Below are 23,195 nucleotides of genomic sequence, written 5' to 3'. Positions count from 1 at the left end.
ATCAGAAAGTATAAACTTCGGGGCATTGGCATCCTGATATCGCAAGAAAAACTTCCGCTAAACGCGGTCTGTCTACATTGAATGTACGTCGACAGACGTTTTTCTTATGGGAAAATGGTTTTTGTGACTCTCTTTCAAATATGGTAAGCTGTTATTACATTGTGTTGAAAGGGATCTTATTTATGAAGCGAAAATTCGGAGACCGCGCGAATTGGCGCCGTGTGACCCATCGTCAATTCAAATCCAAGTATGTGGAGAGCGATGAGTTTACGGGATATGTCACGCTGTACAGTATTTTCGCCTTGCGTGATCCGTTATGGAAAACCTACGGGGGACATACTTTTCGGATCGCTGACAAGGGTTATACCTGGCTGCAGTATTATCCCAAAGGTGCCCATTTCGTAGTGACGGCGATGTTTGATGATCAAGGCGAGATCGTGGAGTGGTACATCGATATTTGTAAGACGCAAGGCGTTACGGATCAGGGCGTGCCCTGGTTTGATGATTTGTATCTGGATATCGTCGTACTCAAAAATCGTGAAGTGTTCCTCTTGGATGAAGACGAACTGGACGAAGCTTTATCGAAAGGCCTTATATCGGTAAAAGACTATGATCTGGCAACGGAAACGGCCCAGCGATTACTTCATGACATTAAGGAACGGCGTTTCCCCTATTTCCGCCTGTCTCTAGATCATTACCAGAGCGGATTTATGACTTCGGAACCGAATCAATCGGGGGGATAAACCATGCGTAATGCCAAACCAAACGAAATCATACGGATGCCGATGCGGCCAAACCAGCGTAAAGGGCGCGTGAGGAAACGGATCTATCGCTGGGGGCTTGTGGTGATTTTGCTTGGGATCGGATGGATGTTGTATGTATTAGTCCAGATCGGCAGCATTGAGCGGAATCCGGCGGCGAGCTCCGATTTATCCGATCCGGCTGAGGTGGGCATCGTTCTGGGAGCAGCCCTCTGGGGGGACGAGCCGAGCCCGGGGCTTCGGGAGCGTTTGGATCAAAGCCTGAAGGATTACAAGGCGGGCAAATTTCAATGGTTTCTTCTGACCGGAGGGTTGGATACGGCAACCTCCCAATATACCAAGCGGAAGGTATGGCGAACTACTTGGAACAGCATGGAGTTCCGCGGGAGAAGATGCTGCTTGAGAACAAGGCAACTAGTACCTATGAGAATCTTAAATTTAGCCAAGAGATCTTAAAGGAGCGGGGGTTTACCTCTGTATTGATCGTGACCCACACGTTTCACGGAAACCGTGCTTATGAAATCGCTCAAGCGTTAAATTACGAGCAACCCCGCTTGTCGTTAACTTCCTCTAAGGTGCTGAAGCCGCTTCCCAATACGTTCCGGGAGATTTTGGCGTATACGAAATGGAAGCTCGATCAATTAGGATTAGCCATCGGCCTGATCTCATGACAAAACTTCTAATAACGGACAGGGAGAGAGAATACATTTAGATGTGTGTTCCGTAGATTGGGATATATACTTCCTCTCAGCCCTACCCTTATAAAGAGGTGATTACCTATGTCTGGGCGTGTCATGGCCAGAAACGGCTCTTCCGATGAGAGACCGTCGCGTCAGATCAATGTGATTCTCCGCAATACCGAGCCGCCTGTCGTCTCGCAGGCCATTGCCGAGAGTGAACCTCAGGTGTCGGCCAAAGGTTTGCCGCAGCAAGGGATTTTTGCCGAAATCCAAAAGGAACTGGATCACCTGGTCGGCTTGGATCATATTAAAGAGTTAATGTACGAGATATATGCGCTTTTGCAAATCGCCTCGATGCGTTCGGAAGCGGGGTTGCTATCCAGCGCCCAAGTGTACCATATGGTGTTTAAAGGCAATCCGGGTACTGGAAAAACCACGGTGGCACGAATCGTCGCTAAAATGTTTCAACGGATGGGTGTGCTCAGTAAAGGGCATCTCATTGAAGTTGAGCGTGCTGATCTGGTTGGCGAATATATCGGCCATACGGCGCAGAAAACGCGCGACTTGGTCAAAAAAGCGCTTGGCGGCATTTTGTTCATCGATGAGGCGTACAGTTTGGCGCGCGGCGGAGAGAAGGACTTTGGCAAAGAAGCAATCGATACGTTGGTCAAAGCGATGGAGGATCACAAAAACCAATTTATCCTGATTCTTGCCGGATACTCGGATGAAATGGACTTCTTCCTGTCCACCAACCCGGGGCTGCCGTCCCGGTTCCCGATTCAGATGGATTTTCCGGATTATACGATCGACCAGCTGATTCAAATTGCCGAGGGGATGGCGAAAGAGCGGGATTATATCTTGATGCCGCAGGCGATACTCAAACTAAAGCAGCATTTATTGCGTGAAAAATGCGAAAGCGATCAGGTGTTCAGCAATGCCCGATATGTCCGCAACGTGATTGAACGGTCTGTTCGGCAGCAGGCGGTTCGGCTGCTGAATCAATATGGCGGCGGTTCCCCGGGCAAGCTGGAGCTGATGACCATTCGAACCGAAGACCTGAAGCTGGATGTGAAGAAAACGTAATGGAATTATCGCATTGGATCCCCTCGAAGGAGCAGTGATCATGTCGAAGGTGCATTTGCATGAAACGACGACCCACCAAACGGATGTGGCCGTATTAGTCAGCTTGGTTACGTCGGAGACGAAGCAAAGTGGAATAAATTCTGACTACTCCCTGGCCGAACTGGTGCAGCTGGCCGAAACGGGCGGGGTAGAGGTTGCAGTTACGGTAGTCCAATATCGTGAGAAGCCCGATCCCCGCTGGTTGATCGGGAAAGGGAAAGTGCTGGAGCTTCGGGATCGGCACACGGGGGCCGGGGGAAAGCCAGCTGGAAACGGATCGCCGCCATATCCGCCGGCGGATCGGCGAGTTGAAACGTCAGCTGGAGGGGGTCACGAGGCACCGGCAACTGCATCGTGCGTGTCGGAAGGTCAACGGGGTAGTGCAAATCGCCCTGACAAGAAGCCCCTGCGGATATCACGACAAACGATGGAATAGATTAAGGGAGAGATAACGTAACAATGGCAGTATTTTCGGAAGAAATCGTACATTGGCTGGAAGCCGCTGAACGTCAGGTGGAAAGCCGGTTCCGGGAGGTCGACCGGATCGTCGATCACAACCAGTGGAAGGTTATTGAAGCATTTCAACGTCATCAAGTCAGCGATTTTCATTTTGCCGCTTCCACCGGTTATGCTTATAATGATCGGGGCCGTGAAGTGTTGGATTTAGTGTATGCGGACGTATTTGGTGCGGAGGCCGCACTGGTACGGCCGCATTTCGCTTCCGGCACGCATACGATTGCCACAGCGTTGTTCGGGGTCTTGCGTCCCGGGGACGAACTGCTCTATATTACGGGGCGTCCATATGATACACTACATAAAGTGATCGGAACGCCGGGTGACGGCAGCGGCTCGCTGCAGGATTTTGGCATCCGGTATCACGAAGCTGCATTGCTGGCTGACGGCACAGTCGACTGGGACACCGTGAAGACCAAGATCACCGATAAGACCAAAGTCATTGGGATTCAGCGCTCGCGCGGCTACGACTGGAGGGATTCTTTTTCCGTTGAACAGATCGGTGAGATGGTTCACCGAGTGAAAGAGATCAAGCCGGATCTGATTGTCTTCGTGGATAACTGCTATGGTGAATTTACCGAGGAACAAGAACCAACGGAGGTTGGAGCCGATTTGATTGCTGGCTCGCTGATTAAAAATCCGGGTGGCGGCTTGGCGGAAACTGGAGGATATATTTGCGGAAAGCAGGACCTGGTCAAACTCGCATCCAACCGATTGACTGCACCGGGCATTGGCGGTGAGGTAGGGGCGATGCTGGGAACGACGCGAGGCATTTATCAAGGCTTATTTTTGGCTCCAACCATCGTAGGACAAGCCATTAAAGGCTCCATCCTGGCTGCGGCATTGTTTGAGCGGGCAGGATTCCGAAGCCGGCCGGCTTGGCAGGATCGGCGTACCGATCTGATCCAGGCGATTGCCTTTGACGCCCCGGAACAATTAATTGCGTTTGTCCAGGGGATTCAGCGGGCAGCCGCAGTGGACGGCCATGTCGTGCCCGAGCCTTGGGATATGCCAGGCTATGATCACCCGGTGATTATGGCAGCCGGGACGTTTATTCAGGGCGGGAGCCTGGAATTGTCTGCCGATGCTCCGATTCGTGCGCCATATATTGCGTATATGCAAGGCGGTTTGACGTATTCTCATGTTAAATTTGGCCTACTCACCGCACTTCAGACGATGAAAGACCGCAACTTGTTGTAAGTTATCCTAACATATCTATTGACATGTTAGGATAACTAACATATGATAAGGTCATGATATTCTAACTGGAAGGTTGATAGCGATGAGCGAGGAAATTCGCAGAAATATGGCCTTGTTTCCTATTGGTATCGTCATGAAACTTACGGATTTAACGGCAAGACAAATAAGATATTACGAGCAGCATGAATTGATTGTACCCGCACGTACCTCGGGAAATCAGCGGATGTTTTCCTTGAATGACGTCGAGCGGTTACTGGAAATCAAGAGTCTCATCGATAAAGGTGTCAATATCGCGGGGATCAAGCAGGTCATGAATCCGATGTCTCGGGAGTCCCAGGATGCGACAGTCATCACGAAGGACACGGAGGAGAAGAGAAAGGAAATGACGGATTCCCAAATCTACCGGATGTTGAAGCAACAGCTGGTGTCAGGGAGCAAACCGGGACAAGTTTCTTTGCTCCAAGGCGAGTTGTCTCGGTTTTTCAAAAAATAATCTAAACGTTGGGAGAGGTTAGGGTGAGTAACACGCAATACACCAAAGAGGATATTTTACGTATCGCTAAGGAAGAAAACGTACGTTTTATCCGTTTGCAGTTCACGGATTTGCTGGGAACGATCAAGAATGTGGAAATCCCGGTCAGCCAATTGGAAAAAGCGCTGGATAACAAAATGATGTTTGACGGTTCTTCCATTGAAGGGTATGTCCGTATCGAGGAATCGGATATGTATCTTTACCCGGATCTGGACACTTGGGTAATCTTCCCTTGGGTGACCGAGGATCGCGTTGCACGTTTGATTTGCGATGTATATATGCCTGACGGAACTCCGTTTGCCGGCGACCCACGCGCGATTCTGAAACGTGCGCTCAAGGAAGCTGAGGAAATGGGTTACACCGCAATGAACGTTGGTCCGGAACCGGAATTCTTCCTGTTCAAAACCGATGATAAAGGCAACCCTACAACCGAGTTGAATGACCAAGGCGGATACTTCGACTTGGCTCCTACGGATTTGGGCGAGAACTGCCGCCGCGAAATCGTATTGACCCTGGAGGAAATGGGCTTTGAAATCGAAGCTTCTCACCACGAAGTGGCACCAGGTCAGCATGAAATCGACTTCAAATATGCTGATGCGATCAAAGCTGCAGACCAAATCCAAACCTTTAAGCTGGTCGTTAAGACGATTGCCCGCCAGCATGGACTGCATGCAACGTTTATGCCGAAGCCGCTGTATGGCGTGAATGGCTCCGGGATGCACTGTCACCAATCGCTGTTCAAAGGCAATGTCAATGCATTTTATGACGAAAACGATGAGTTGGGCTTGAGCAAAGAAGCACGTCATTATATGGCCGGCATTCTGAAGCATGCCCGCGCATTCGCCGCGATCACGAACCCGACCGTGAACTCTTATAAACGTCTCGTGCCTGGGTATGAAGCCCCTTGTTATGTGGCTTGGTCCTCGAGTAACCGCAGTCCGATGATTCGGATTCCGGCTTCCCGCGGTCTCAGCACCCGGATCGAAGTGCGTAACCCGGACCCGGCTGCTAACCCATACTTGGCTCTGGCCGTTATGTTGAAAGCCGGACTGGATGGAATTAAGAAAGAGCTGCCGCTGGTTGATCCGGTTGACCGCAACATCTATGTGATGTCTGAAGAAGAGCGGGTGGAAGAAGGCATCCCAAGTCTGCCAGCCGACTTGAAAGAAGCGCTCGGCGAATTGCTCCGCAGCGAAATTATCAGCGAAGCGCTCGGAGATCATGCGCTGACTCACTTCTATGAACTGAAAGAGATCGAATGGGATATCTTCCGGACCCAAGTTCATCAATGGGAACGCGATCAATATATAACGTTGTATTAATCGGTGTTAACAAGCCAAGCCAGCACCCGGCAATTCAAGCGGGGTGCTGGCTTTTTTTTATTGAAACGGATGATGAATGAATAACAGTTTTTGGATTTCGAAACCATGCCATGATTTATCCTGAATTGGGACAACTTATAGGTATAAATAAGGAGGTTAATGTAGATGACAGTAACCGAATTAAAAAGATACCAACGTCGGCGCTATCGGTTAAAGCAATGGTGGATCACGGAGCGTTCGGGGCTAGGCTGGGGCACACGCGGTCGCCGAGACAAAAACGGCTACCATCCCGTGAGCTTCCTGAATCTCGAATGGGAATAGGAGGGGGAAGTCATCAAGTTCTCTAAAAGTAAACGAGGACGAAGCCGATGTCACCCCATCGCTTCGTCCTGCTCGGATTTCGTATCTTCGTTTCGCCTTCTATTAAGGAAGAGTTCGGATTAGTGCAGGTCGCGGAACAAGCCGATGACCTTGCCCAAGATGGTTACATGTTTCAAACGAAGCGGTTCCATCGTCGAATTCTCCGGCTGCAGGCGAATATGGTCACTTTCTTTATAGAACGTCTTGACCGTTGCCTCGTCATCCTCCGTCATGGCCACAACGATATCACCGTTGTTCGCCGTCTGCTGTTGGCGGACAATCACATAATCCCCGTTATGTATTCCAGCTTCGATCATGCTGTCGCCAACCACGGAAAGCATAAAGATGTCACCATCAGCTGCATAGTGCTCTGGCAGCGGAAAATAATCTTCAATATTCTCTGTCGCTGTGATCGGCACGCCTGCGGTGACCTTCCCAACAATAGGAACGCGGGTCACGCTGTGCGCAAACAAATTGTAATTCTCCGATTCCTCTTGACCCAGCAATTCAATGGCGCGCGGTTTCGTCGGGTCGCGGCGGATGAAGCCTTTCTTCTCCAGACGGTCCAAATGGCCGTGAACGGTGGAACTGGAAGCCAATCCGACGGCTTCACCGATCTCTCGGACCGAAGGAGGATATCCCTTAGCGCGTACTTCGTTGCGAATAAACTCAAGAATGGCCTGTTGCCGGCTCGATACCTTAGACATTTACGGATCAACCCCATTTAGTAACGTTTGGAAAAATTATAACATAGAACTGCCGTTCGTACAAACATTAGTTCTAAATAGTTTGGGAGACGAGAACTATTTCCGAAAAAAACAGGAACAACTGTTCGAAAAAACTATTGAATCAAACAAGTGTTCGTGTTATATTGATTACATTAACACAGAACACTTGTTTGGAGTGATGGTGAAATGTTGAGATATAGTTCTTATCAAAGCATCTATGAACAACCTTCTTTTCGTCGCCCTGTGAAGAGAAGTTTACATATGAACGTCTTCCTTAAGAGTAGATTGTCCAAAATGGCCCTGCTTTTAATCATCTTCAGCATCACATGTACTGGAATGGTACAAGCCTTTGCTGCTTCTTCGGATAGCTCTGAGGGAGCAAATCGGCCGGAATATGTCGTGGTTATGCCAGGGGATACGTTATGGGAAATTGCCGTGGCACATAAGCCGCAGGGCCTGGACACAAGGGTCTATGTTCAGAAGCTGATCCGGACGAACGGGCTGAGCAGCAGCGAGATTCAAGCCGGGGATACGTTGATGTTGCCGAGCAGATAATTGATGCTTACAAAGATCATGATCAGAGGTTTACCGATTCATTCGAACAGAGCTTGTTCCAAGGTATTCCGGCAGGGGTTGCCGCGCCTTGACAAGCTCTTTTTCTCATGTCAAAGTAAGAATTAATGCCCTGTGAGACATCATGGGAAGCATAGTATATAAAGAAGCAGGTGGAATTATGGATATTGATGCTTTGGTTAAGCGGATTAACGAGCTGGCTCGCAAAGCGAAACAAGAAGGATTATCGCAAGATGAGATCTTGGAAAGAGCCCAGCTTCGGGAAACGTATCTGCAAAACGTTCGCAGAAATTTTCGGCAACAGCTCGAGTCAATCGAGATTGTAGATAAATAGGGAGGAACAGGTATGGGGTCGTTTGACCGAAAAGTAGAACGCAATCAACGAAGAATGTATAAGAAAGGCAAAGGTCCCAATGTCGGACAAGGGACGCGGAACCCTCGTACTTCGCTTGGAGCAAATGGGGAAGGCGACGTATTTAAAGGGCGGAATTTCATTTTGCCTACCGCCTTGGTTCTGTTAGCTCTGCTGTATGCCATCGTCGGGTTGATCGGTAATACAGAGGAAGTGAACTCGGTATTGTTCTGGGCGACGATCTTTTTGTATTTCGTACTGGCCCTGGTGATCTTCCTGCGTAAGCCATATTTGCGCGTGAACAAGAGCTGGCTGTACACTTCGAAGTTTAACCGCGACCGGATGCTGGATGCCGGTAACATCAGTAAGATCAAGGTGAGCCGGAACAAAATCGTCATTGAACCGAAGACGCGGGAACCGAAGTGGGTGTTCTACCGCACCCGCAACCGTTTTGATACGGAAGCGATGGCTGCGCGCCTGCAGTTGTATGCTGACACCCATCATGTGAAGCTGGAGAAGGAATAATCCTTTTACAATACACTTGCGATATGAATGGAGAGGGTTGGGACGAATGACGATCAAGGCGGTATGTTTTGACCTGGATGACACGCTGCTCTGGGATGAACGGAGCGTAAAAGAAGCCTTTGCTGCAACGTGTGAAAGCGCTGCGTCTAAGATTAATGGATTAAACCCCGAGCAATTGGAAGAAGCCGTACGCCGGGAAGCGCGGGGGCTGTATGAATCCTACGAAACGTATCCTTTCACGACGATGATTGGAATCAATCCGTTTGAGGGGTTATGGGCGACGTTCTCTGCCGGAGAACAACCGGAATTCCGTCAGCTGGAGCAGTTAGCTCCAACCTATCGCAAGGAATCCTGGCGGCGCGGTCTGCTTGCGCTTGGCGTTGATGACGAGGAGCTGGCCGGCGAATTGGCGGAACAGTTTGGACGCGAACGGCGTGCCCGGCCTCATGTGTATGAGGAGACCTTTCAAGTGCTGAAGGAATTGCAAGGCAAGGTGAAGCTGCTATTGCTCACGAACGGCTGTCCGGCATTGCAGCAGGAGAAGCTGGACGGAGTGCCTGAGCTGGCGCCTTATTTTGATGAGATTGTGATCTCCGGAAATTTCGGCAAGGGGAAACCGGACCCGTCCATTTTCCGGCATGCTCTGGAACGGTTAGGGATTCAATCGAATGAAGCGATCATGGTCGGCGATAAGCTGACGACGGATATCAAAGGTTCGCTTAGCGTGGGGATGACGGCCGTTTGGATTAATCGGGACGGCAAAGCGCTTACCGGCGATATCCTACCGGATTATGAGATCAAACATTTGTCCGAACTCCATGGCCTTTTAGAGAAATTGGCATAACGCGAGTTTGGATTGAAGCAAACAAGCAGTGAGGCATTCTTAGGCGGTGGAAGGAGGGAATCTGAATGCGAATCAAGGGAAAAACCGGGCTGCTTGTAGCCATCGTGCTTGCGTTCATTGTTGTCGCGGGATGCGGCCGCAGTGAATCGCCGTCTGCTTCAGCGGTGGATACGTCACTGGAGCCGATTCAAGTCGAGCTTGACGTAACGCCATCCGCAGCCAAAGCTGGTGAACCGGTAACGTTTACGGCCAAAGTGACCCACCACGGCGAGAACGTGGACGATGCGAAGGAAGTCATGTTCGAATTTTGGAATACGGCGGACGATAACGCGAAGCACAATCAGGTCAAAGTGAAGAGTGCCGGTAACGGAACCTATGTGCTGGAGCATACATTCAAGGAGCCCGGGACTTATGAAGTGATTTCCCATGTGACGGCTCGCGATCAGCACTCCATGCCTTCGAAGCAATTCACGGTGGAATAAGCTGACAACTGAATCGGTGGTCATCTGTAAGGAAGCTGCTGTTCTCCTTTTGGAGAAGGCGGCTTTTTCATTATTATGTCCTCCTAATGAGGCGAATTTCCGAACTTTTAAAGATAAGGATTTCTAGGTTGTTCGGATTTTAATTCGGGGATGACCGATGGGAGAACAATATCTTAAATTGGGTACAGAGCTTGGGAGTTTTCGCGGAACTCTCTTTTCTTCAACGCTTTATTCTGTTAAACTATATTCTAACGTTTTACGGGAGGGACATGAACATGAGTAAACCAAGCCTGCTCGAAAGAATGAAAGAACGAATATTGATCCTCGATGGCGCCATGGGCACCATGATTCAGCAGGAGAACCTGACTCCAGCCGACTTCGGCGGTGAAGAGCTGGACGGCTGTAACGAAATGCTCGTGCTCACCCGTCCGGATGTGATCCGTGGCATCCACGAGAAGTATCTCGCAGCAGGTGCTGATTTGATCGAAACGAATACGTTCGGCGCGACATCCGTCGTGCTGGCTGAATACGATATTCCGCATAAGGCACGTGAAATCAATATGGCTGCGGCCAAGCTGGCGATTGAAGCCGCGGAAAAATACAGTACCCCGGATCATCCGCGCTACGTGGTGGGCATCTTGGGACCAACGACCAAGACATTGTCCGTTACCGGCGGCGTGACGTTCGACGAGTTGACGGCCAGCTATGCAGAGCAAGCAGCGGCATTAATCGAAGCCGGCGTTGATGCGCTGATGCTGGAAACTTCACAGGATACGCTGAACGTGAAAGCAGGGAGTATCGGAATCAAACAGGCTTTTGCTGAAACCGGAATAACGTTGCCGCTGATGATCTCCGGCACCATTGAGCCGATGGGGACGACGCTGGCGGGGCAAAATATCGAAGCCTTCTACATTTCGTTGGAGCATTTGAATCCCATCTCCATTGGACTCAACTGCGCAACGGGTCCGGAGTTCATGCGCGACCATATCCGCACTTTATCCGGACTAGCCAAAGCGGCGGTCAGCTGTCACCCTAATGCCGGTTTGCCAGACGAAAATGGCATCTACCATGAGTCCCCGGATTCGCTCGCGCAGAAGATGTCCGCTTTTGCCGAGCAGGGCTGGTTGAATATTGCCGGAGGTTGCTGTGGAACGACGCCTGCCCATATCGCAGCGTTAGCGAACACGCTGAAGGATTACCGACCACGCGAGCTGACAGGCAGCCATTTGCCGGCACTTTCCGGCATTGAGCCGGTCTATATCGAATCGGCCAATCGGCCTTATCTGGTTGGAGAACGAACAAACGTTCTGGGTTCGCGCAAATTTAAACGGCTGATCGTGGAGGGCAAATACGAAGAAGCTTCGGAAATCGCCCGGGCGCAAGTGAAGAACGGGGCACAGGTAGTTGATGTGTGCGTACAGGACCCGGATCGGGATGAAGCGGAGGATATCAAGAAGTTCCTGGAATTGGTCGTCAAAAAAGTGAAAGTCCCGCTCATGATCGACACCACTGATCCGAAGGTGCTGGATATTGCTCTCCAATACTGCCAGGGCAAATCAATTATTAACTCGATTAACTTAGAGGATGGCGAAGAGAAGTTCGAGCGCGTCACGCCGTTAATTCATAAATACGGGGCGGCGGTGGTCGTTGGTACGATTGATGAACGCGGGCAAGCGATCACACGGGAGGATAAGCTTGAGGTTGCCAAACGCTCCTATGATCTGCTCGTGCACAAATATGGTCTTCAACCGGAAGATATCATCTTCGATCCGCTCGTGTTCCCCGTGGGTACAGGGGATGAGCAGTACATTGGATCGGCCAAGGAAACGATCGAAGGGATCCGCCTGATCAAAGAAGCGTTGCCGAAGGTTCATACCGTGCTGGGCATCAGTAACGTATCGTTTGGTTTGCCGGAAGCCGGCCGCGAGGTTTTGAACTCCGTTTTCCTGTATGAATGCACCAAAGCAGGACTGGATTACGCGATCGTCAATACGGAGAAGCTGGAGCGCTACGCCAAAATTCCGGAAGAGGAGCGCCGTCTGGCGGAAGAATTGATCTATAATACTAATGATGAAACGCTGGCTGCCTTTGTAGCTGCTTTCCGGAACAAGAAGGTGGAGAAGGCCGAGACAACCACTCAGCTCACGTTGGAGGAACGTTTGGCTTCCTATGTTGTGGAAGGTACCAAGGAAGGATTAATTCCTGACCTTGACGAGGCGCTCAAAAAATATACTGCGCTCGAAATTATTAATGGTCCGCTAATGGCAGGAATGGAAGAAGTGGGCCGATTATTTAATAACAATGAGCTGATCGTTGCCGAGGTGTTGCAAAGTGCCGAAGTGATGAAGGCATCGGTTGCGTACCTGGAACCGTTTATGGAGAAGAACGAAACCAGCGTGAAGGGGAAAATTTTGCTGGCGACGGTAAAGGGCGACGTCCATGATATCGGCAAAAACCTAGTTGAGATCATTCTGTCTAATAACGGTTACCAAATTGTGAATTTGGGTATAAAAGTACCACCGGAACGCATTATCGAGGCGTATCGGGAAGAGAAAGCAGATGCGATTGGACTCTCCGGCCTGCTGGTGAAATCGGCTCAGCAAATGGTCACGACGGCGCAGGATTTGCGGAATGCAGGCATCGATGTCCCGATCCTTGTGGGCGGCGCGGCACTCACCCGCAAGTTTACCAAGACGCGGATCCGGCCGGAGTACGACGGCTTGGTCCTGTACGCCAAAGATGCGATGGACGGCCTCGATTTGGCCAATAAGCTGATGGATCCGGTCGCACGGGAGCAGATGCGCCTTGAAGTGGATGCGGAGAAAGAAGCGGATCGCGTTGTAGCCGTTGCAGAGCCGCTGCCGGAGCTTACGCGCGTGGAGCGTTCCAAGATTTCCACCGATGCGCCGGTATTTATTCCGCCAGATCTGGAACGTCACGTACTGCGCGATTATCCGATTGGTCACATTACGCCTTATATCAACATGCAGATGCTGTTAGGTCATCACCTTGGACTCCGCGGTTCGGTGGAGCAGCAGCTGGCGGCAGGTGAGGCAAAGGCAGTTCAACTGAAGGAGACGGTGGATCAAATCCTGCTCGAAGCGGTCACGGACGGCATCATTCGCACGCAGGCGATGTATCGCTTCTTCCCGGCGCAATCGTCCGGTAACGATATTCTGATCTACGATCCGGCTGAACCTGGCAAGGTGATCAAGCGGTTTAGCTTCCCTCGACAGAAGGTCGAGCCTTACCTGTGCTTGGCGGATTTCCTGAAGTCCGTGGACAGCGGGCAAATGGATTACGTTGGTTTCCTGGTTGTAACGGCGGGACAAGGCGTTCGTGAATTGTCTGAGAAGTGGAAGAATGAAGGCGAGTATCTGCGCTCCCACGTGCTGCAGGCGGTAGCGTTGGAGCTGGCTGAAGCGCTGGCGGAGCGGGTTCACCATATTATGCGGGATACGTGGGGCTTCCCAGATCCGGCGAATATGACGATGAAACAGCGGCATGGAGCGCGTTATCAAGGGATTCGCGTCTCGTTTGGTTATCCGGCCTGCCCGGACCTCGAAGACCAGCAGCTGCTGTTTGACTTAATGCATCCGGAAGACATTGGCGTCACGTTGACGGAGGGCTTCATGATGGAACCGGAGGCATCCGTCTCGGCGATGGTCTTTGCACACCCTGAAGCGCAATATTTCAATGTGGACAAAGCCGGGATTTAAGCCCGTAAACAACCCTTTGCAAAACCCTCCGAACTTCGGAGGGTTTTGGCAATCTGTATATGAATCGATGAACCATTCTAGCGTAAAGGACGAAATGGCATGGAACTTTACTTTTTAGGGACAAATGCAGGGGTACCGTCCTTGGAGCGGAACGTGACTTCAGTGGCGTTGCGTCTGCTGGAGGAGCGCCGTTCGCTCTGGCTGTTCGATTGCGGTGAAGGCACCCAGCATCAGATCCTGCGTTCGCCGCTGAAATTAAGCAAGTTGGAATATATTTTTATCACCCATCTGCATGGTGATCATTTGTTTGGCCTGCCCGGGCTCATTTCGAGCCGTGCTTATCAGGGCGGGGATACCCCCTTGGTCATTTACGGTCCCAAAGGACTGAAAAAATTCGTAGAAACGGCGCTGTCGCTCAGCGAATCGCGGATTAACTATAAGCTCGAGCTTGTGGAGCACCAGGGCGGAGTCCTCTTCGAGGACGATTCGTTTCGGGTTGAAGCGGCGCTGCTGGAGCACCGGATTGACAGTTACGGGTATCGGGTGATCGAAAAAGATCTGCCGGGGAAGCTAGACTCCGCTGTGCTGGAGCGCTGCGGCATTCGTCCAGGCCCGCTGTACGGCAAGCTCAAACGCGGTGAAAGCGTGGTTGCACCAAATGGCGAGACGGTTCATGCGAAGGATGTGCTGGGAATGCCCAAAGCCGGCCGGATTGTCACCATACTCGGCGATACGCGTCCGTGTGAGTCCGTGTTAACCTTGGCTCAAAACGCCGATATGCTGGTGCATGAGGCGACTTTTTTGCATGAATTGGCGAAGACGGCTCATGACTATCACCACAGCACGGCAAAGCAAGCGGCAGCAGCCGCCAAGGAAGCCGGTGTGCAGCAGCTTCTGCTGACCCATTTTAGCTCGCGTTATAAATCAGACGATCAGCTGCAGCGATTAGAAGAAGAGGCATGTTCCGTCTTCCCTGACTCGCACCTAGCCCGGGAGCATGTCCTATATCCGGTGGCACGGCGCTGCGGGCGGAAATAATTATTTTCCGGGAAAGCGCAGGAACTGACAGGGCATTTCAAAGTTTGCCAAGGGGAACAAGTCCGGTTTTTGTCACTGTTCGCGATCGTTCGACGCCAAACGGCGGGGTCAAACTCTGAATTGACATTTCCCCCAGTTCTAGAACGGGAAAATTTGCCTGCCCCGGGGTTCCTAGGTACAATAAATAGAGACACGGTCGTATCGAAAGGATGAGGATTTTGCCAAAGGGTTGGAAGGCCTATCTCATTGATTTAGACGGCACGTTATATCATGGGCCCCAAATGATTCCCGGTGCGGACGAGCTGATCTCCGCCTTACGCGCGCAGCGAATCCCTTTTCTGTTCGTGACGAACAATTCTTCGCGGACACCGGATGAGGTCGCCGCGCATTTGGAAGCGATGGGCATATCGGCCCAGGCGGAAGAGGTCTGTACATCGGCCGTGGCTGCAGCCAAGTATATTGCCGAAGAACAGCCTGGCTGTAAAGTCGCAGCCATCGGTGAGGCGGGTCTTACAAAGGCGTTGGAGGAAGCCGGATTGCAGTTAGTTCTGGAACATCCGGACGTGGTGGTGCAAGGCATCGACCGCCAATTTACATACGAAACGTTAACCCGGGCTGCCCGCTGGATTCGGGACGGGGCACGTTATATCCTAACCAATCCGGACTTGCTGCTGCCCTCTCAAGAGGGCTTAATGCCCGGAGCGGGAACGATTTCTGCAGCGATTCAAGCTGCATCGGGCGTAAAGCCGACGGTGATTGGCAAACCGGCTGCACCGCTCATGGATTTTGCCATCGCGCGGCTGGGCTTGGAGGCTTCGGAAGTAGCGGTGATCGGGGACAACCTCAATACCGACATCGCTGCAGGGAAGCATGCCGGCTGCGGTACCATTCTGACCTTAACCGGCGTCACCACGGCTGATAACCTGCCAGATTACGTGAAGTCCTCCGGTGTAGAGGCGGATGTGGTGTGCCGCGATCTTGCGGAAGTCCGTGAACGAATTTGCGGAAATAGCGGATGACCAAGTTTTATTTTATGAGATGAACTAATGAACGAACTTATACGGATGAAGGGAAAGATGTACCATGCCGGAATTGCCGGAGATGGAAAATTATCGAATACAGCTGTCTCAGCATATTTTGGACCTCCCAATTACGGGAGTGAACGTCGGCCGGGAGAAATCCGTGAATTTGCCGGCTGCAGACTTTGCACGAGAACTGATGGGAAGACAGGTCATCTTCATTGAGCGTCGAGGCAAGAACCTGTTGTTCCATCTGGATAATGGACGAAGATTGTTGCTCCACTTAATGCTTGGCGGATTGCTGTACCTTGGCTCCAAGGAGGACCGTCCGGAGCGGAGCACTCAGGTGGAAATCACCTTTGGTGAGAAGCTTGTCCTGTACTTCATCGGGCTGCGTCTTGGTCATTTACACTTGCACAGCGCCAAGGAGGCAGAGGAGCTGCTTTCGCATCTGGGGCCGGAGCTGCTAGACCGGCGGATGAACGAAGAACGGTTTACCGCCCTGCTGCGCAAGCGGCGGGGGAGTCTTAAGACGACCCTTGTCAATCAGGACGTCATTGCCGGCATTGGCAACTGTTACGCGGATGAAATTGCGTTCGCAGCCGAGCTGTTGCCGATGGCCAAGCTGCAAAATTTCAGCGATGAAGATTTTTCACGATTGTATCAAGCGGTTCGGGATGTGCTTATCGAGGCAACGGAGGCTGGCGGTTATATGGAGATGCCGTTAACCCGGGACGATCAGCTGACCGGGGGGGCGAACGAAATCTGCAGGGTGTACGACCGGGAGGGAGAGACCTGTCCACGCTGCGGAGATACCATCGTCAAAGCGGAAATGAACGGGCGCAAAGTGTTTTACAGCCCGGGCTGTCAGCATGACCGATAAGGTGAAGGTTGGGGGACACATTAGCATACGAAGCGGTTACCTTGGGGCTGCCAAAGCCGCGCTGCAGATGGGGGCCGGCGCTTTTCAGTATTTTCCCAAAAATCCGCGGAGCCTTGCGGTCAAAAGCTTTGATCCGCGGGACGCGGAACAATGCCGAACACTATGCCAAAAACACGGACTGGTGTCCATCGCGCATACCCCTTATCCCAGCAATCTCGCGATCAGCAAGGACGCCGACGGCGAGGCGTACAGTCGAGTCGTACAGTCGTTGCGAAATGATCTGGAAATCGCTGAAGCGTGCGGGTCGATTGGGATTGTGGTACATTTTGGCACATTTAAGGCAGGAAACCCCTTACAAGGATACCAAAATATTATACAATGTATTAATGATGTGCTATCCGGCTGGCAGGGTTCGGCGAAGCTGTTAATTGAGAACCAGGCCGGTGATCACGGCGACATGGGGATGACGATCGAGGAATTGGTCCAAATCCGCAAATTGTGCCGGGATTCGGAGCGCATCGGCTTTTGCCTCGACACCTGCCACGCTTTTGGGGCGGGGATGTGGCGGGGTGAAGGGGATGAGAGCTTTGCGGCCAAAGCCAAGGAGCTAAAGTTCTGGGACGGTCTCTGCGCCGTTCACCTCAACGATTCAAAATACCCGGTATTATCGCGAAAGGACCGTCACGCCCGTGTGGGCCAGGGCCATATCGGCGAAGCCGGCTTTCGCTGGCTGCTGCAGATCGACGCGATTCGGAGAACCCCGCTTATCTTTGAGAGCGAAACCGGGGAAGACGGGACCTACAGAGAGGATATGGAGCGAGTGAGACGGTGGGCGGAGGCCTAGAGATAACCGGACTCCGCTTGGAGTGAAATACCGCGGGAAAGGAAGAACACTATTGATTCATGTATATATGGACGATTTTCGCCGATGTCCGCAGGGATTTACATTAGCGCGCACCGTCGAGGAGTGTCTGGAGCTGCTTCGCTTGACGGAGGTAGACATCTTATCGCTGGATTACGATATGGGGCCGGATGAACCTAACGGTACGGAATTAGCGGCTGCTATGGTGCGGGAAGGGCTTTTTCCCCGTGAAATTTATCTTCATACCTCCAGCATGTCCGGAAAAAAGAGCATGTACGAAATCCTCTATCAAGGCTTGCCGGAGCATGTGAAGCTGCATAATGGGCCAATTCCGTTCGAACGGTTGGAGGAAATCGCCCGAAATTGCAAGGTGCCGCCGCAATCGAAATGGATATGCACGGCGAATCACGGCTTTGCTCCGTATGCCCAGGAGGAGCTGCGCCGCATATTTGGCAGCGTAAAGAGCACGATGCTGGTTCCCGGCGAAGTTTTTGCCGCTTCGCTGCAGTCGATGCCGGAGGACGTGCAGCAGAGGCTACGTCAGGATCCGCCGATTTTTTTGCGGCATGTATTTCTGGTTGATTGGGAATGGTGTCCGGGGGAATCGGAAGAGGTGAATCCAGAGCAATGGCTGGAACCGCTGCGCAAGTATTTGATGGCGGATTTCCGGCTTCCGGGTGCGAAAATTGCCGTGCAAGCACGCAAATCGGACGGCGGGCTATGGCCGGGAACCGCGCCGGAGCTGAAGGACCGTCTGCAGGAATTACTGCAAGACGTGTCTGTTGGGGAATTCGTGGTGCGGGATGCCGATTGGATCATCTCGGTGTTTGCGGGGCAGGATCGGATTTTTGCCGGTGTCGCGCATCCGCAGGATAACCTCTCCGACTGGAACGGCGGTGCGATCCGCTTCCGGAAGGAGGAGGGACAGATCTCGCGGGCGAAGTTCAAGTTGCTGGAAGCTGAAGCTACGTTTGGAATCCCGTTTGAATCGTTCCACGAAGCGCTGGATATCGGCGCGGCACCCGGGGGCTGGACTTCGTTCCTGCTGGAACGCGGTTTGAACGTCACGGCGGTGGATACGGCGAAGCTGCATCCGTCATTGTTATCTTCGCCTAAGCTGACATTTTTGCAGCGCAATGCGAACCGGGTGAAATTTAAGGAAAATCAATTTGATCTGTTGGTTTGCGACATGAGCTGGAGTCCGAAATTGACGGCCAAGCTCGTGACCGAGCTGCTATACGCGTTAGTTCCGGGGGGAACTGCCATCGTGACGGTGAAGCTGCTGACGAAGAAACCGATGGCATTGATTCAGGAGGTTATCACTCAGTTTGAGGAGGCCCGGCTGCAAGTGCAAAGAGCAAAGCAGTTGTTTCATAACCGGGATGAAATCACGCTGTATATGATTAAATATTAATGGCATAAATTAATGGTTTTAAAAAAAGCTTTACATTTGTCGCCAGCCGTTCTATACTAATTCCAAAATTATACATTGAACGCGATTAGGGAAAGCATCCCCAGTCATTTTTTATCGGCCGCATGGCCGGGAAATGATGGAGAGGAGGCTTTCCTTTTTTTGCGTTCAGGAAAGGAGGAGTTATGGCGAGGTTCGTTTCCAAACTCGTTCCTGGCGACTTACTGGCCGGACGTTACCGGATCGAACAACTGATTGGTCAGGGGGGCATGAGCCGGGTGTATCTCGCAGAGGACATCAAGCTACCGGGAAAGACTTGGGCGGTCAAAGAATGCTTGAACGTACCAGGAGCATCGGTGTCCGTCGCTAAGGAGGTCAAGCTGCTGATAACGCTAAATCATCATCGGCTGCCGCGCATTGTTGACTTTATCGACCCCGACCGGGACGGACATTCCTATATCGTGATGGACTATATCCAGGGCGTACCTTTAGATCAATTTATTCGCGCAAGAGAAGGGCGGCTGCCGCTGGAGTTGATTATCCGATTTGGTCTGCAGATCGCGGAAGGGCTGCGTTATCTACATCGGCATGAGCCTCCAGTGATCCACCGCGACGTCAAGCCGGCCAATCTGCTGGTTGACGACAAAGGCGAGCTGCGGTTTGTAGATTTTGGCATCGCTAGAACCTATTCGGCTGGGAAAACGGAAGATACGGTGCAGCTTGGAACGGTTGGCTTCGCGGCGCCGGAGCAATATGGTGATCGCCAAAGCGACGCGCGTACCGATCTGTATTCTTTGGGGGCAGTTCTACTTTATATGGGAACGGGGGGCAGACATACGGTGTGGACATCCGATGCGGCGGCGGCATTACGGGAACATGGCTGCGAACGGCTGCGTCCTATCGTGTCCAAACTGTTGCAGGTTCGCCCGGAGGACCGGTTTGCCTCGGCTGAGGCGGTAAGTGAGGCCTTGGCCTTATTGTTGCGGGGGTTATCAGATGCGACTTCGGCGAATTCAGGTTCGAATGCCCGAATGGCTGAAGTCGTAGCGTACAACGGTCGCCCGGCATTGGTCAGTGTCATCGCTGCCTCAGCCGGGGCCGGTGCAACCCATACCGCCATTGCACTCGCCCACACGCTGGCGCGCAGCATGAAGAGGGTTGCGGTCGTGGAGATGGATCCTAAATCATCAGCCTTTGTTCGGTTAGCTCAACTTCTGGAAGGGGATGAATACGCAGTTGATCTGAACAAGCGAGGGCGGTTTCACATTGGTCAAGTGGTTTATGCCAAGCTGACCTCCCGTGCCGACTATCTCTCCATGCTGTCGGAAGGTTTCGGATGCATCATCTGTGACCTGGGGACGGCCCGCAGCAAGGAGCTACTGGAGGAATTCCGCCGCGCAGACTTGTCCATCGTCGTTGGTGCTGGCGCGGAATGGAGGTACGGGGAGCTCGAACGCTTCGTCGAAGCCTTCAACGTCAAAGGTCAGATCCCTGTATCTTGGAGGATCTGTGTGCCGTTCGCTTCGGCCGCCAGCTTGCGGCGGATTCGCAGGGAACTTCACTTTAAGAGCGTGTATGCCCTTCCTGCGGATCCTAATCCGTTTGATCCCGGGCCGTCGATTTCGGCTGCTCTGCAGGAGGTTTGCGAGCATCTGCTCATGAAGAGCAAACGGCCAGGACTCAGACTGCGAATGAAAGCTAAACCATAGAAAGGGAGTGCTTTAGACTAATGCCCAGATTAAGGCAAAAAACGAAGCAAATGCTGTTATCCGGATTGGTTGGTGTTGTTACGGCAGGCGCGCTGTTTACGGGGTATACCTTCGTGCGGGAAAGACATGTTCATGCTGAGAGGAAAGCCCTTATTCAGGATTATGAAGCCCAGTTGGCCAGCTTACGTGATCAGGCACAGCAGCGGACAGTTCAGGGATGGGTACCTGCACGGGATATTCCTGCCGGCAACCGCATTGCGGCAAGCGACTTAAAACGGGTGGAGCTTCCTGCAAATAGCGTGCCAGTGGACCTCTTTAAATCGCAGGAAGCCATTGCAGGGAAGTACGCCAAGATAGCGTTGCGTTCGATGACACCACTGACGGAGGCACTCGTCTATGAAGAGGCCCCGGTCCCGGACGATTTACGCTGGCGGGAAATGGCGTTTGTTCAGCTTCCGCAAGTTTTGAAGGTGAACGATGTCATTGATATTCGCATTCAATTCCCGACGGGCCACGATTATATTTTGCTGTCCAAGAAGAGAGTAGCGAACCTCAGTTCCGATACGATCACGGTGACGCTGGATGAAGCGGAAATTCTCTCGTTATCCAGCGCGATTGTAGACGCTTATTTACATAAGGCCTCGATATACGCACTCGCTTATGTCGAGCCAAATTTGCAGAGCAAGCCGGTCCCGACATATCCAGTGAACGAAGGCGTTATGGAGCTGATTCGCAAAGATCCGAATATCGTGCAGAAAGCGGAACAGGCGCTGAATCTCAGCAATATGGCCCGAAGCGGCTTGGAACGGGATCTATCCGTCATGTCACCACAGCGTGCCAGCGAATTTGCACATAGTCAGACAACCGTTTCGCGTTCGCAAACAGAGGTTCGGGGCGCTGATCAACCCGCTGGCAACATCGTTTCGGATGGAACATCTGGGGACAGTGACCGGTTTGAGCTCGATCCAGCGAAATGAGAGGAGGAAATGAATTGGCATGAAAAGATGGTTGTTCGTAGGGAAGAGCGATAAACGTGACCTGTTACTTTATTTAAGCAGCGTTTTGGCTGCGTCCGGCTCTAAAGTATTGCTAACGGACGGCACGGAGAACAGTAAGTACCGATATTCGATCGGGGATGGAGATTCATATCTTCCGTTAACGGAGTTTTACGGCTTTGATGTCGCTACTGGAACGTCGGGCTTTATGAGCACGATCTCCATGAAGACGAGCAATGAAGACTCATCTGCAGCATACGATTACGAATTGCTGGACATCGACACGCTTAATGGCCTCACTCCTGAACGGTTGATGTCCGCAAATGAAATTGTATGGGTCACCACTTTCGACCGTTACGAGGTCGAGGTAAGTGCGCAGTGGTTCCGCAGCTTGTTTCAACTTTGGCCGGAGCTGCGGGGGCTGACTGTTCGACCGGTCTTTATCCGCACGGTCGACAGCGGGGTGAACAGCCATTATATTCTGGGCCTGTTAGAAGACCTCCCGCTGGAATGGCGCTCCGAAGCACTCTGTATCCCGTGGGACGAGTCAAATTGGGCTGCTCACTTGGAAAACGAACATTTGCAGCAGTTGCGCCTCCGGAGCTTCTCCCGTTCCTACAAAAGGGCACTTCGCCAACTGCTTCGTGAGCTGGCAGGCTGGGATCACACCGTCGCTAAACGTGCTGTGCGCCAAGCGGAAAGGAGACAAGCATGAGCCGCTTTGTGTTTTGGGATGGCGGTCTTGGCGGCGCCGCCGAAGCTGCTGTGTCTACCGCCGTTACGTTAGGGCTGCGAATTCCGCAGCGACTGCTCCTGCTGAATGAAGGGCCAGCTGGACGCGGCTTGGAGGAAGGGATCGGACAAACCGTACGTTTGCACAGCGATACCTTCGGAGAGGGGGCTGTCCCAGAGCATGGTCTTGATGCGCTGCTGCGTTTGCAGTCAAGCGGACGATTAACGGCGAGCAACTTGAGCGATTATACCGTTCCGCTGCTGCGCGGACGCCTTGATCTAGTGTGCGGGACGCGGTTAGCGAACTCGGCTAGGAAGGAACTAGATAACGAGGGCATCGCTGAAATATTGGCGATTGCCGAACAATCGTACGGATGCCTGATCCTTCAGGCACAAAACCGGCGATTAAGCGAGATGCTGCAGGAGCAGCGCGAAGGAGATGTTCTAGTCGCTGTGTTGCCGCATCGACTGGGAATCATGGATGAATGGTTTGCGGATGTTGCTTCTTATCTTGGCGAACCGAACAGAAAATTGCTTTTCGTCATTTCGCCCTTTGATCCCCGGTCCCGCTGGGGACTAAACAATCTGAAGCGGCGCTATTCCGGCGTGCAAAGGCTGATCGGGATTCCGTATCATACCGGGTTCTCGGATGCCTGGAATGCCCGGAACATCTTAGCGTATTTTCGCCAAACTCCGATCTGGTCGAAACGGAGGGGAGAGCGTGAGCTTCTACTGAAAGGATACTACGAGCTCGGAGACATGCTGATGGAAATGGCGGCAGGAACTACTAGTGCATCCATTTCACCGAAGGAAAGGGGGGCGTAAAGTGAATG

Annotated in this window: 24 protein-coding genes and 1 pseudogene; 24 read left to right on the top strand and 1 reads right to left on the bottom strand. The window is 52.1% G+C overall.

Going from position 1 to position 23,195, the window contains the following annotated elements; translation table 11 throughout:
• Positions 1-182: 182 nt before the first annotated feature.
• The 9 genes and pseudogenes from U9M73_RS06685 (at position 183) to U9M73_RS06645 (ending at position 6,451) form a co-directional block, all read left to right on the top strand.
• On the top strand, positions 183-743 hold the full coding sequence (locus tag U9M73_RS06685; RefSeq protein ID WP_260071894.1) for a ribonuclease FAU-1 family protein: 561 nt from the start codon (positions 183-185) through the stop codon (positions 741-743).
• 3 nt (positions 744-746) lie between these two features.
• Positions 747-1,217 carry a hypothetical protein gene (locus U9M73_RS06680; protein WP_323079180.1) on the top strand — a complete coding sequence of 157 codons (471 nt, stop codon included), beginning with the start codon at positions 747-749 and terminating at the stop codon, positions 1,215-1,217.
• Positions 1,112-1,432, top strand: a complete 321-nt coding sequence (locus U9M73_RS06675) for a YdcF family protein (protein ID WP_323076597.1) — start codon at positions 1,112-1,114, stop codon at positions 1,430-1,432. The genes U9M73_RS06680 and U9M73_RS06675 overlap by 106 nt, the downstream gene beginning before the upstream one ends.
• A gap of 108 nt (positions 1,433-1,540) precedes the next feature.
• A complete protein-coding gene (locus U9M73_RS06670; protein WP_009226596.1) occupies positions 1,541-2,524 on the top strand; it encodes an AAA family ATPase in 984 nt (327 codons plus the stop codon).
• A gap of 40 nt (positions 2,525-2,564) precedes the next feature.
• Positions 2,565-2,958 (top strand): annotated as a pseudogene (locus tag U9M73_RS06665) (HflX-like GTP-binding protein); the annotation flags it as partial.
• A gap of 64 nt (positions 2,959-3,022) precedes the next feature.
• Positions 3,023-4,276 (top strand): methionine gamma-lyase family protein, encoded by a 1,254-nt coding sequence (locus tag U9M73_RS06660; RefSeq protein WP_009226598.1) that lies wholly within the window; start codon positions 3,023-3,025, stop codon positions 4,274-4,276.
• Between the two features lie 82 nt (positions 4,277-4,358).
• The gene (locus U9M73_RS06655; protein ID WP_009226599.1) at positions 4,359-4,769 is read left to right on the top strand and encodes a MerR family transcriptional regulator; all 411 of its coding nucleotides are present in this window, start codon (positions 4,359-4,361) and stop codon (positions 4,767-4,769) included.
• Positions 4,770-4,792: 23 nt separating this feature from the next.
• Entirely contained in the window at positions 4,793-6,130 is a 1,338-nt protein-coding gene (glnA, locus tag U9M73_RS06650; protein WP_009226600.1) for a type I glutamate--ammonia ligase, read from the top strand.
• Between the two features lie 165 nt (positions 6,131-6,295).
• Complete coding sequence (locus tag U9M73_RS06645; RefSeq protein ID WP_009226601.1) at positions 6,296-6,451, top strand: hypothetical protein; 156 nt, start codon at positions 6,296-6,298, stop codon at positions 6,449-6,451.
• Positions 6,452-6,570: 119 nt separating this feature from the next.
• Here the strand turns inward: U9M73_RS06645 and lexA are convergent, their stop codons facing one another.
• Positions 6,571-7,197, bottom strand: a complete 627-nt coding sequence (lexA, locus tag U9M73_RS06640) for a transcriptional repressor LexA (protein WP_009226602.1) — start codon at positions 7,195-7,197, stop codon at positions 6,571-6,573.
• A 315-nt stretch (positions 7,198-7,512) separates the two neighbouring features.
• Between lexA and U9M73_RS06635 the strand changes: the two genes are divergently transcribed.
• From U9M73_RS06635 to U9M73_RS06565, 15 genes are all read left to right on the top strand, one after another.
• A complete protein-coding gene (locus U9M73_RS06635; RefSeq protein ID WP_232282361.1) occupies positions 7,513-7,773 on the top strand; it encodes a LysM peptidoglycan-binding domain-containing protein in 261 nt (86 codons plus the stop codon).
• Between the two features lie 178 nt (positions 7,774-7,951).
• Entirely contained in the window at positions 7,952-8,125 is a 174-nt protein-coding gene (locus U9M73_RS06630; RefSeq protein ID WP_083791524.1) for a DUF896 domain-containing protein, read from the top strand.
• Between the two features lie 12 nt (positions 8,126-8,137).
• Entirely contained in the window at positions 8,138-8,668 is a 531-nt protein-coding gene (locus U9M73_RS06625; RefSeq protein WP_009226211.1) for a hypothetical protein, read from the top strand.
• A gap of 46 nt (positions 8,669-8,714) precedes the next feature.
• Positions 8,715-9,512 carry an HAD family hydrolase gene (locus tag U9M73_RS06620; protein WP_323076596.1) on the top strand — a complete coding sequence of 266 codons (798 nt, stop codon included), beginning with the start codon at positions 8,715-8,717 and terminating at the stop codon, positions 9,510-9,512.
• 65 nt (positions 9,513-9,577) lie between these two features.
• Positions 9,578-9,994, top strand: a complete 417-nt coding sequence (locus tag U9M73_RS06615; protein WP_009226209.1) for a FixH family protein — start codon at positions 9,578-9,580, stop codon at positions 9,992-9,994.
• A 275-nt stretch (positions 9,995-10,269) separates the two neighbouring features.
• Positions 10,270-13,713: a methionine synthase gene (metH, locus tag U9M73_RS06610; protein WP_036646043.1), complete on the top strand. Its 3,444-nt coding sequence runs from the start codon at positions 10,270-10,272 to the stop codon at positions 13,711-13,713.
• A gap of 99 nt (positions 13,714-13,812) precedes the next feature.
• Positions 13,813-14,751, top strand: a complete 939-nt coding sequence (gene rnz, locus U9M73_RS06605) for a ribonuclease Z (RefSeq protein ID WP_009226207.1) — start codon at positions 13,813-13,815, stop codon at positions 14,749-14,751.
• Positions 14,752-14,969: 218 nt separating this feature from the next.
• Positions 14,970-15,770, top strand: a complete 801-nt coding sequence (locus tag U9M73_RS06600) for a TIGR01457 family HAD-type hydrolase (RefSeq protein ID WP_323076594.1) — start codon at positions 14,970-14,972, stop codon at positions 15,768-15,770.
• A gap of 64 nt (positions 15,771-15,834) precedes the next feature.
• Positions 15,835-16,653 carry an Fpg/Nei family DNA glycosylase gene (locus tag U9M73_RS06595; protein WP_260070322.1) on the top strand — a complete coding sequence of 273 codons (819 nt, stop codon included), beginning with the start codon at positions 15,835-15,837 and terminating at the stop codon, positions 16,651-16,653.
• On the top strand, positions 16,643-17,497 hold the full coding sequence (locus U9M73_RS06590; protein ID WP_323076593.1) for a deoxyribonuclease IV: 855 nt from the start codon (positions 16,643-16,645) through the stop codon (positions 17,495-17,497). Before U9M73_RS06595 ends, U9M73_RS06590 begins: the two co-directional genes overlap by 11 nt.
• A gap of 52 nt (positions 17,498-17,549) precedes the next feature.
• On the top strand, positions 17,550-18,929 hold the full coding sequence (locus U9M73_RS06585) for a cyclic-phosphate processing receiver domain-containing protein (RefSeq protein WP_323076592.1): 1,380 nt from the start codon (positions 17,550-17,552) through the stop codon (positions 18,927-18,929).
• A 182-nt stretch (positions 18,930-19,111) separates the two neighbouring features.
• A complete protein-coding gene (locus U9M73_RS06580; protein ID WP_323076590.1) occupies positions 19,112-20,635 on the top strand; it encodes a serine/threonine-protein kinase in 1,524 nt (507 codons plus the stop codon).
• A gap of 20 nt (positions 20,636-20,655) precedes the next feature.
• Positions 20,656-21,612, top strand: a complete 957-nt coding sequence (locus tag U9M73_RS06575; protein ID WP_323076589.1) for an SAF domain-containing protein — start codon at positions 20,656-20,658, stop codon at positions 21,610-21,612.
• 19 nt (positions 21,613-21,631) lie between these two features.
• Positions 21,632-22,345: a hypothetical protein gene (locus U9M73_RS06570; protein WP_323076588.1), complete on the top strand. Its 714-nt coding sequence runs from the start codon at positions 21,632-21,634 to the stop codon at positions 22,343-22,345.
• Complete coding sequence (locus U9M73_RS06565) at positions 22,342-23,187, top strand: hypothetical protein (RefSeq protein ID WP_323076586.1); 846 nt, start codon at positions 22,342-22,344, stop codon at positions 23,185-23,187. The genes U9M73_RS06570 and U9M73_RS06565 overlap by 4 nt, the downstream gene beginning before the upstream one ends.
• The last annotated feature ends 8 nt before the right edge of the window (positions 23,188-23,195 follow it).

This window comes from Paenibacillus phoenicis, assembly GCF_034718895.1.
GTDB classification, from domain to species: domain Bacteria; phylum Bacillota; class Bacilli; order Paenibacillales; family Paenibacillaceae; genus Fontibacillus; species Fontibacillus phoenicis.
This window is presented reverse-complemented; position numbering and strand designations above follow the sequence as displayed.

What these genes read in the sequence shown, in the direction of transcription:
- U9M73_RS06685 (WP_260071894.1), top strand. Translation starts at nt 183, where the DNA reads ATGAAGCGAAAATTCGGAGACCGCGCGAATTGGCGCCGTGTGACCCAT.
- U9M73_RS06680 (WP_323079180.1), top strand. Translation starts at nt 747, where the DNA reads ATGCGTAATGCCAAACCAAACGAAATCATACGGATGCCGATGCGGCCA.
- U9M73_RS06675 (WP_323076597.1), top strand. Translation starts at nt 1,112, where the DNA reads ATGGCGAACTACTTGGAACAGCATGGAGTTCCGCGGGAGAAGATGCTG.
- U9M73_RS06670 (WP_009226596.1), top strand. Translation starts at nt 1,541, where the DNA reads ATGTCTGGGCGTGTCATGGCCAGAAACGGCTCTTCCGATGAGAGACCG.
- U9M73_RS06660 (WP_009226598.1), top strand. Translation starts at nt 3,023, where the DNA reads ATGGCAGTATTTTCGGAAGAAATCGTACATTGGCTGGAAGCCGCTGAA.
- U9M73_RS06655 (WP_009226599.1), top strand. Translation starts at nt 4,359, where the DNA reads ATGAGCGAGGAAATTCGCAGAAATATGGCCTTGTTTCCTATTGGTATC.
- U9M73_RS06645 (WP_009226601.1), top strand. Translation starts at nt 6,296, where the DNA reads ATGACAGTAACCGAATTAAAAAGATACCAACGTCGGCGCTATCGGTTA.
- lexA (WP_009226602.1), bottom strand. Translation starts at nt 7,197, where the DNA reads ATGTCTAAGGTATCGAGCCGGCAACAGGCCATTCTTGAGTTTATTCGC.
- U9M73_RS06635 (WP_232282361.1), top strand. Translation starts at nt 7,513, where the DNA reads ATGGCCCTGCTTTTAATCATCTTCAGCATCACATGTACTGGAATGGTA.
- U9M73_RS06630 (WP_083791524.1), top strand. Translation starts at nt 7,952, where the DNA reads ATGGATATTGATGCTTTGGTTAAGCGGATTAACGAGCTGGCTCGCAAA.
- U9M73_RS06625 (WP_009226211.1), top strand. Translation starts at nt 8,138, where the DNA reads ATGGGGTCGTTTGACCGAAAAGTAGAACGCAATCAACGAAGAATGTAT.
- U9M73_RS06620 (WP_323076596.1), top strand. Translation starts at nt 8,715, where the DNA reads ATGACGATCAAGGCGGTATGTTTTGACCTGGATGACACGCTGCTCTGG.
- U9M73_RS06615 (WP_009226209.1), top strand. Translation starts at nt 9,578, where the DNA reads ATGCGAATCAAGGGAAAAACCGGGCTGCTTGTAGCCATCGTGCTTGCG.
- metH (WP_036646043.1), top strand. Translation starts at nt 10,270, where the DNA reads ATGAGTAAACCAAGCCTGCTCGAAAGAATGAAAGAACGAATATTGATC.
- rnz (WP_009226207.1), top strand. Translation starts at nt 13,813, where the DNA reads ATGGAACTTTACTTTTTAGGGACAAATGCAGGGGTACCGTCCTTGGAG.
- U9M73_RS06595 (WP_260070322.1), top strand. Translation starts at nt 15,835, where the DNA reads ATGCCGGAATTGCCGGAGATGGAAAATTATCGAATACAGCTGTCTCAG.
- U9M73_RS06590 (WP_323076593.1), top strand. Translation starts at nt 16,643, where the DNA reads ATGACCGATAAGGTGAAGGTTGGGGGACACATTAGCATACGAAGCGGT.
- U9M73_RS06580 (WP_323076590.1), top strand. Translation starts at nt 19,112, where the DNA reads ATGGCGAGGTTCGTTTCCAAACTCGTTCCTGGCGACTTACTGGCCGGA.
- U9M73_RS06575 (WP_323076589.1), top strand. Translation starts at nt 20,656, where the DNA reads ATGCCCAGATTAAGGCAAAAAACGAAGCAAATGCTGTTATCCGGATTG.
- U9M73_RS06570 (WP_323076588.1), top strand. Translation starts at nt 21,632, where the DNA reads ATGAAAAGATGGTTGTTCGTAGGGAAGAGCGATAAACGTGACCTGTTA.
- U9M73_RS06565 (WP_323076586.1), top strand. Translation starts at nt 22,342, where the DNA reads ATGAGCCGCTTTGTGTTTTGGGATGGCGGTCTTGGCGGCGCCGCCGAA.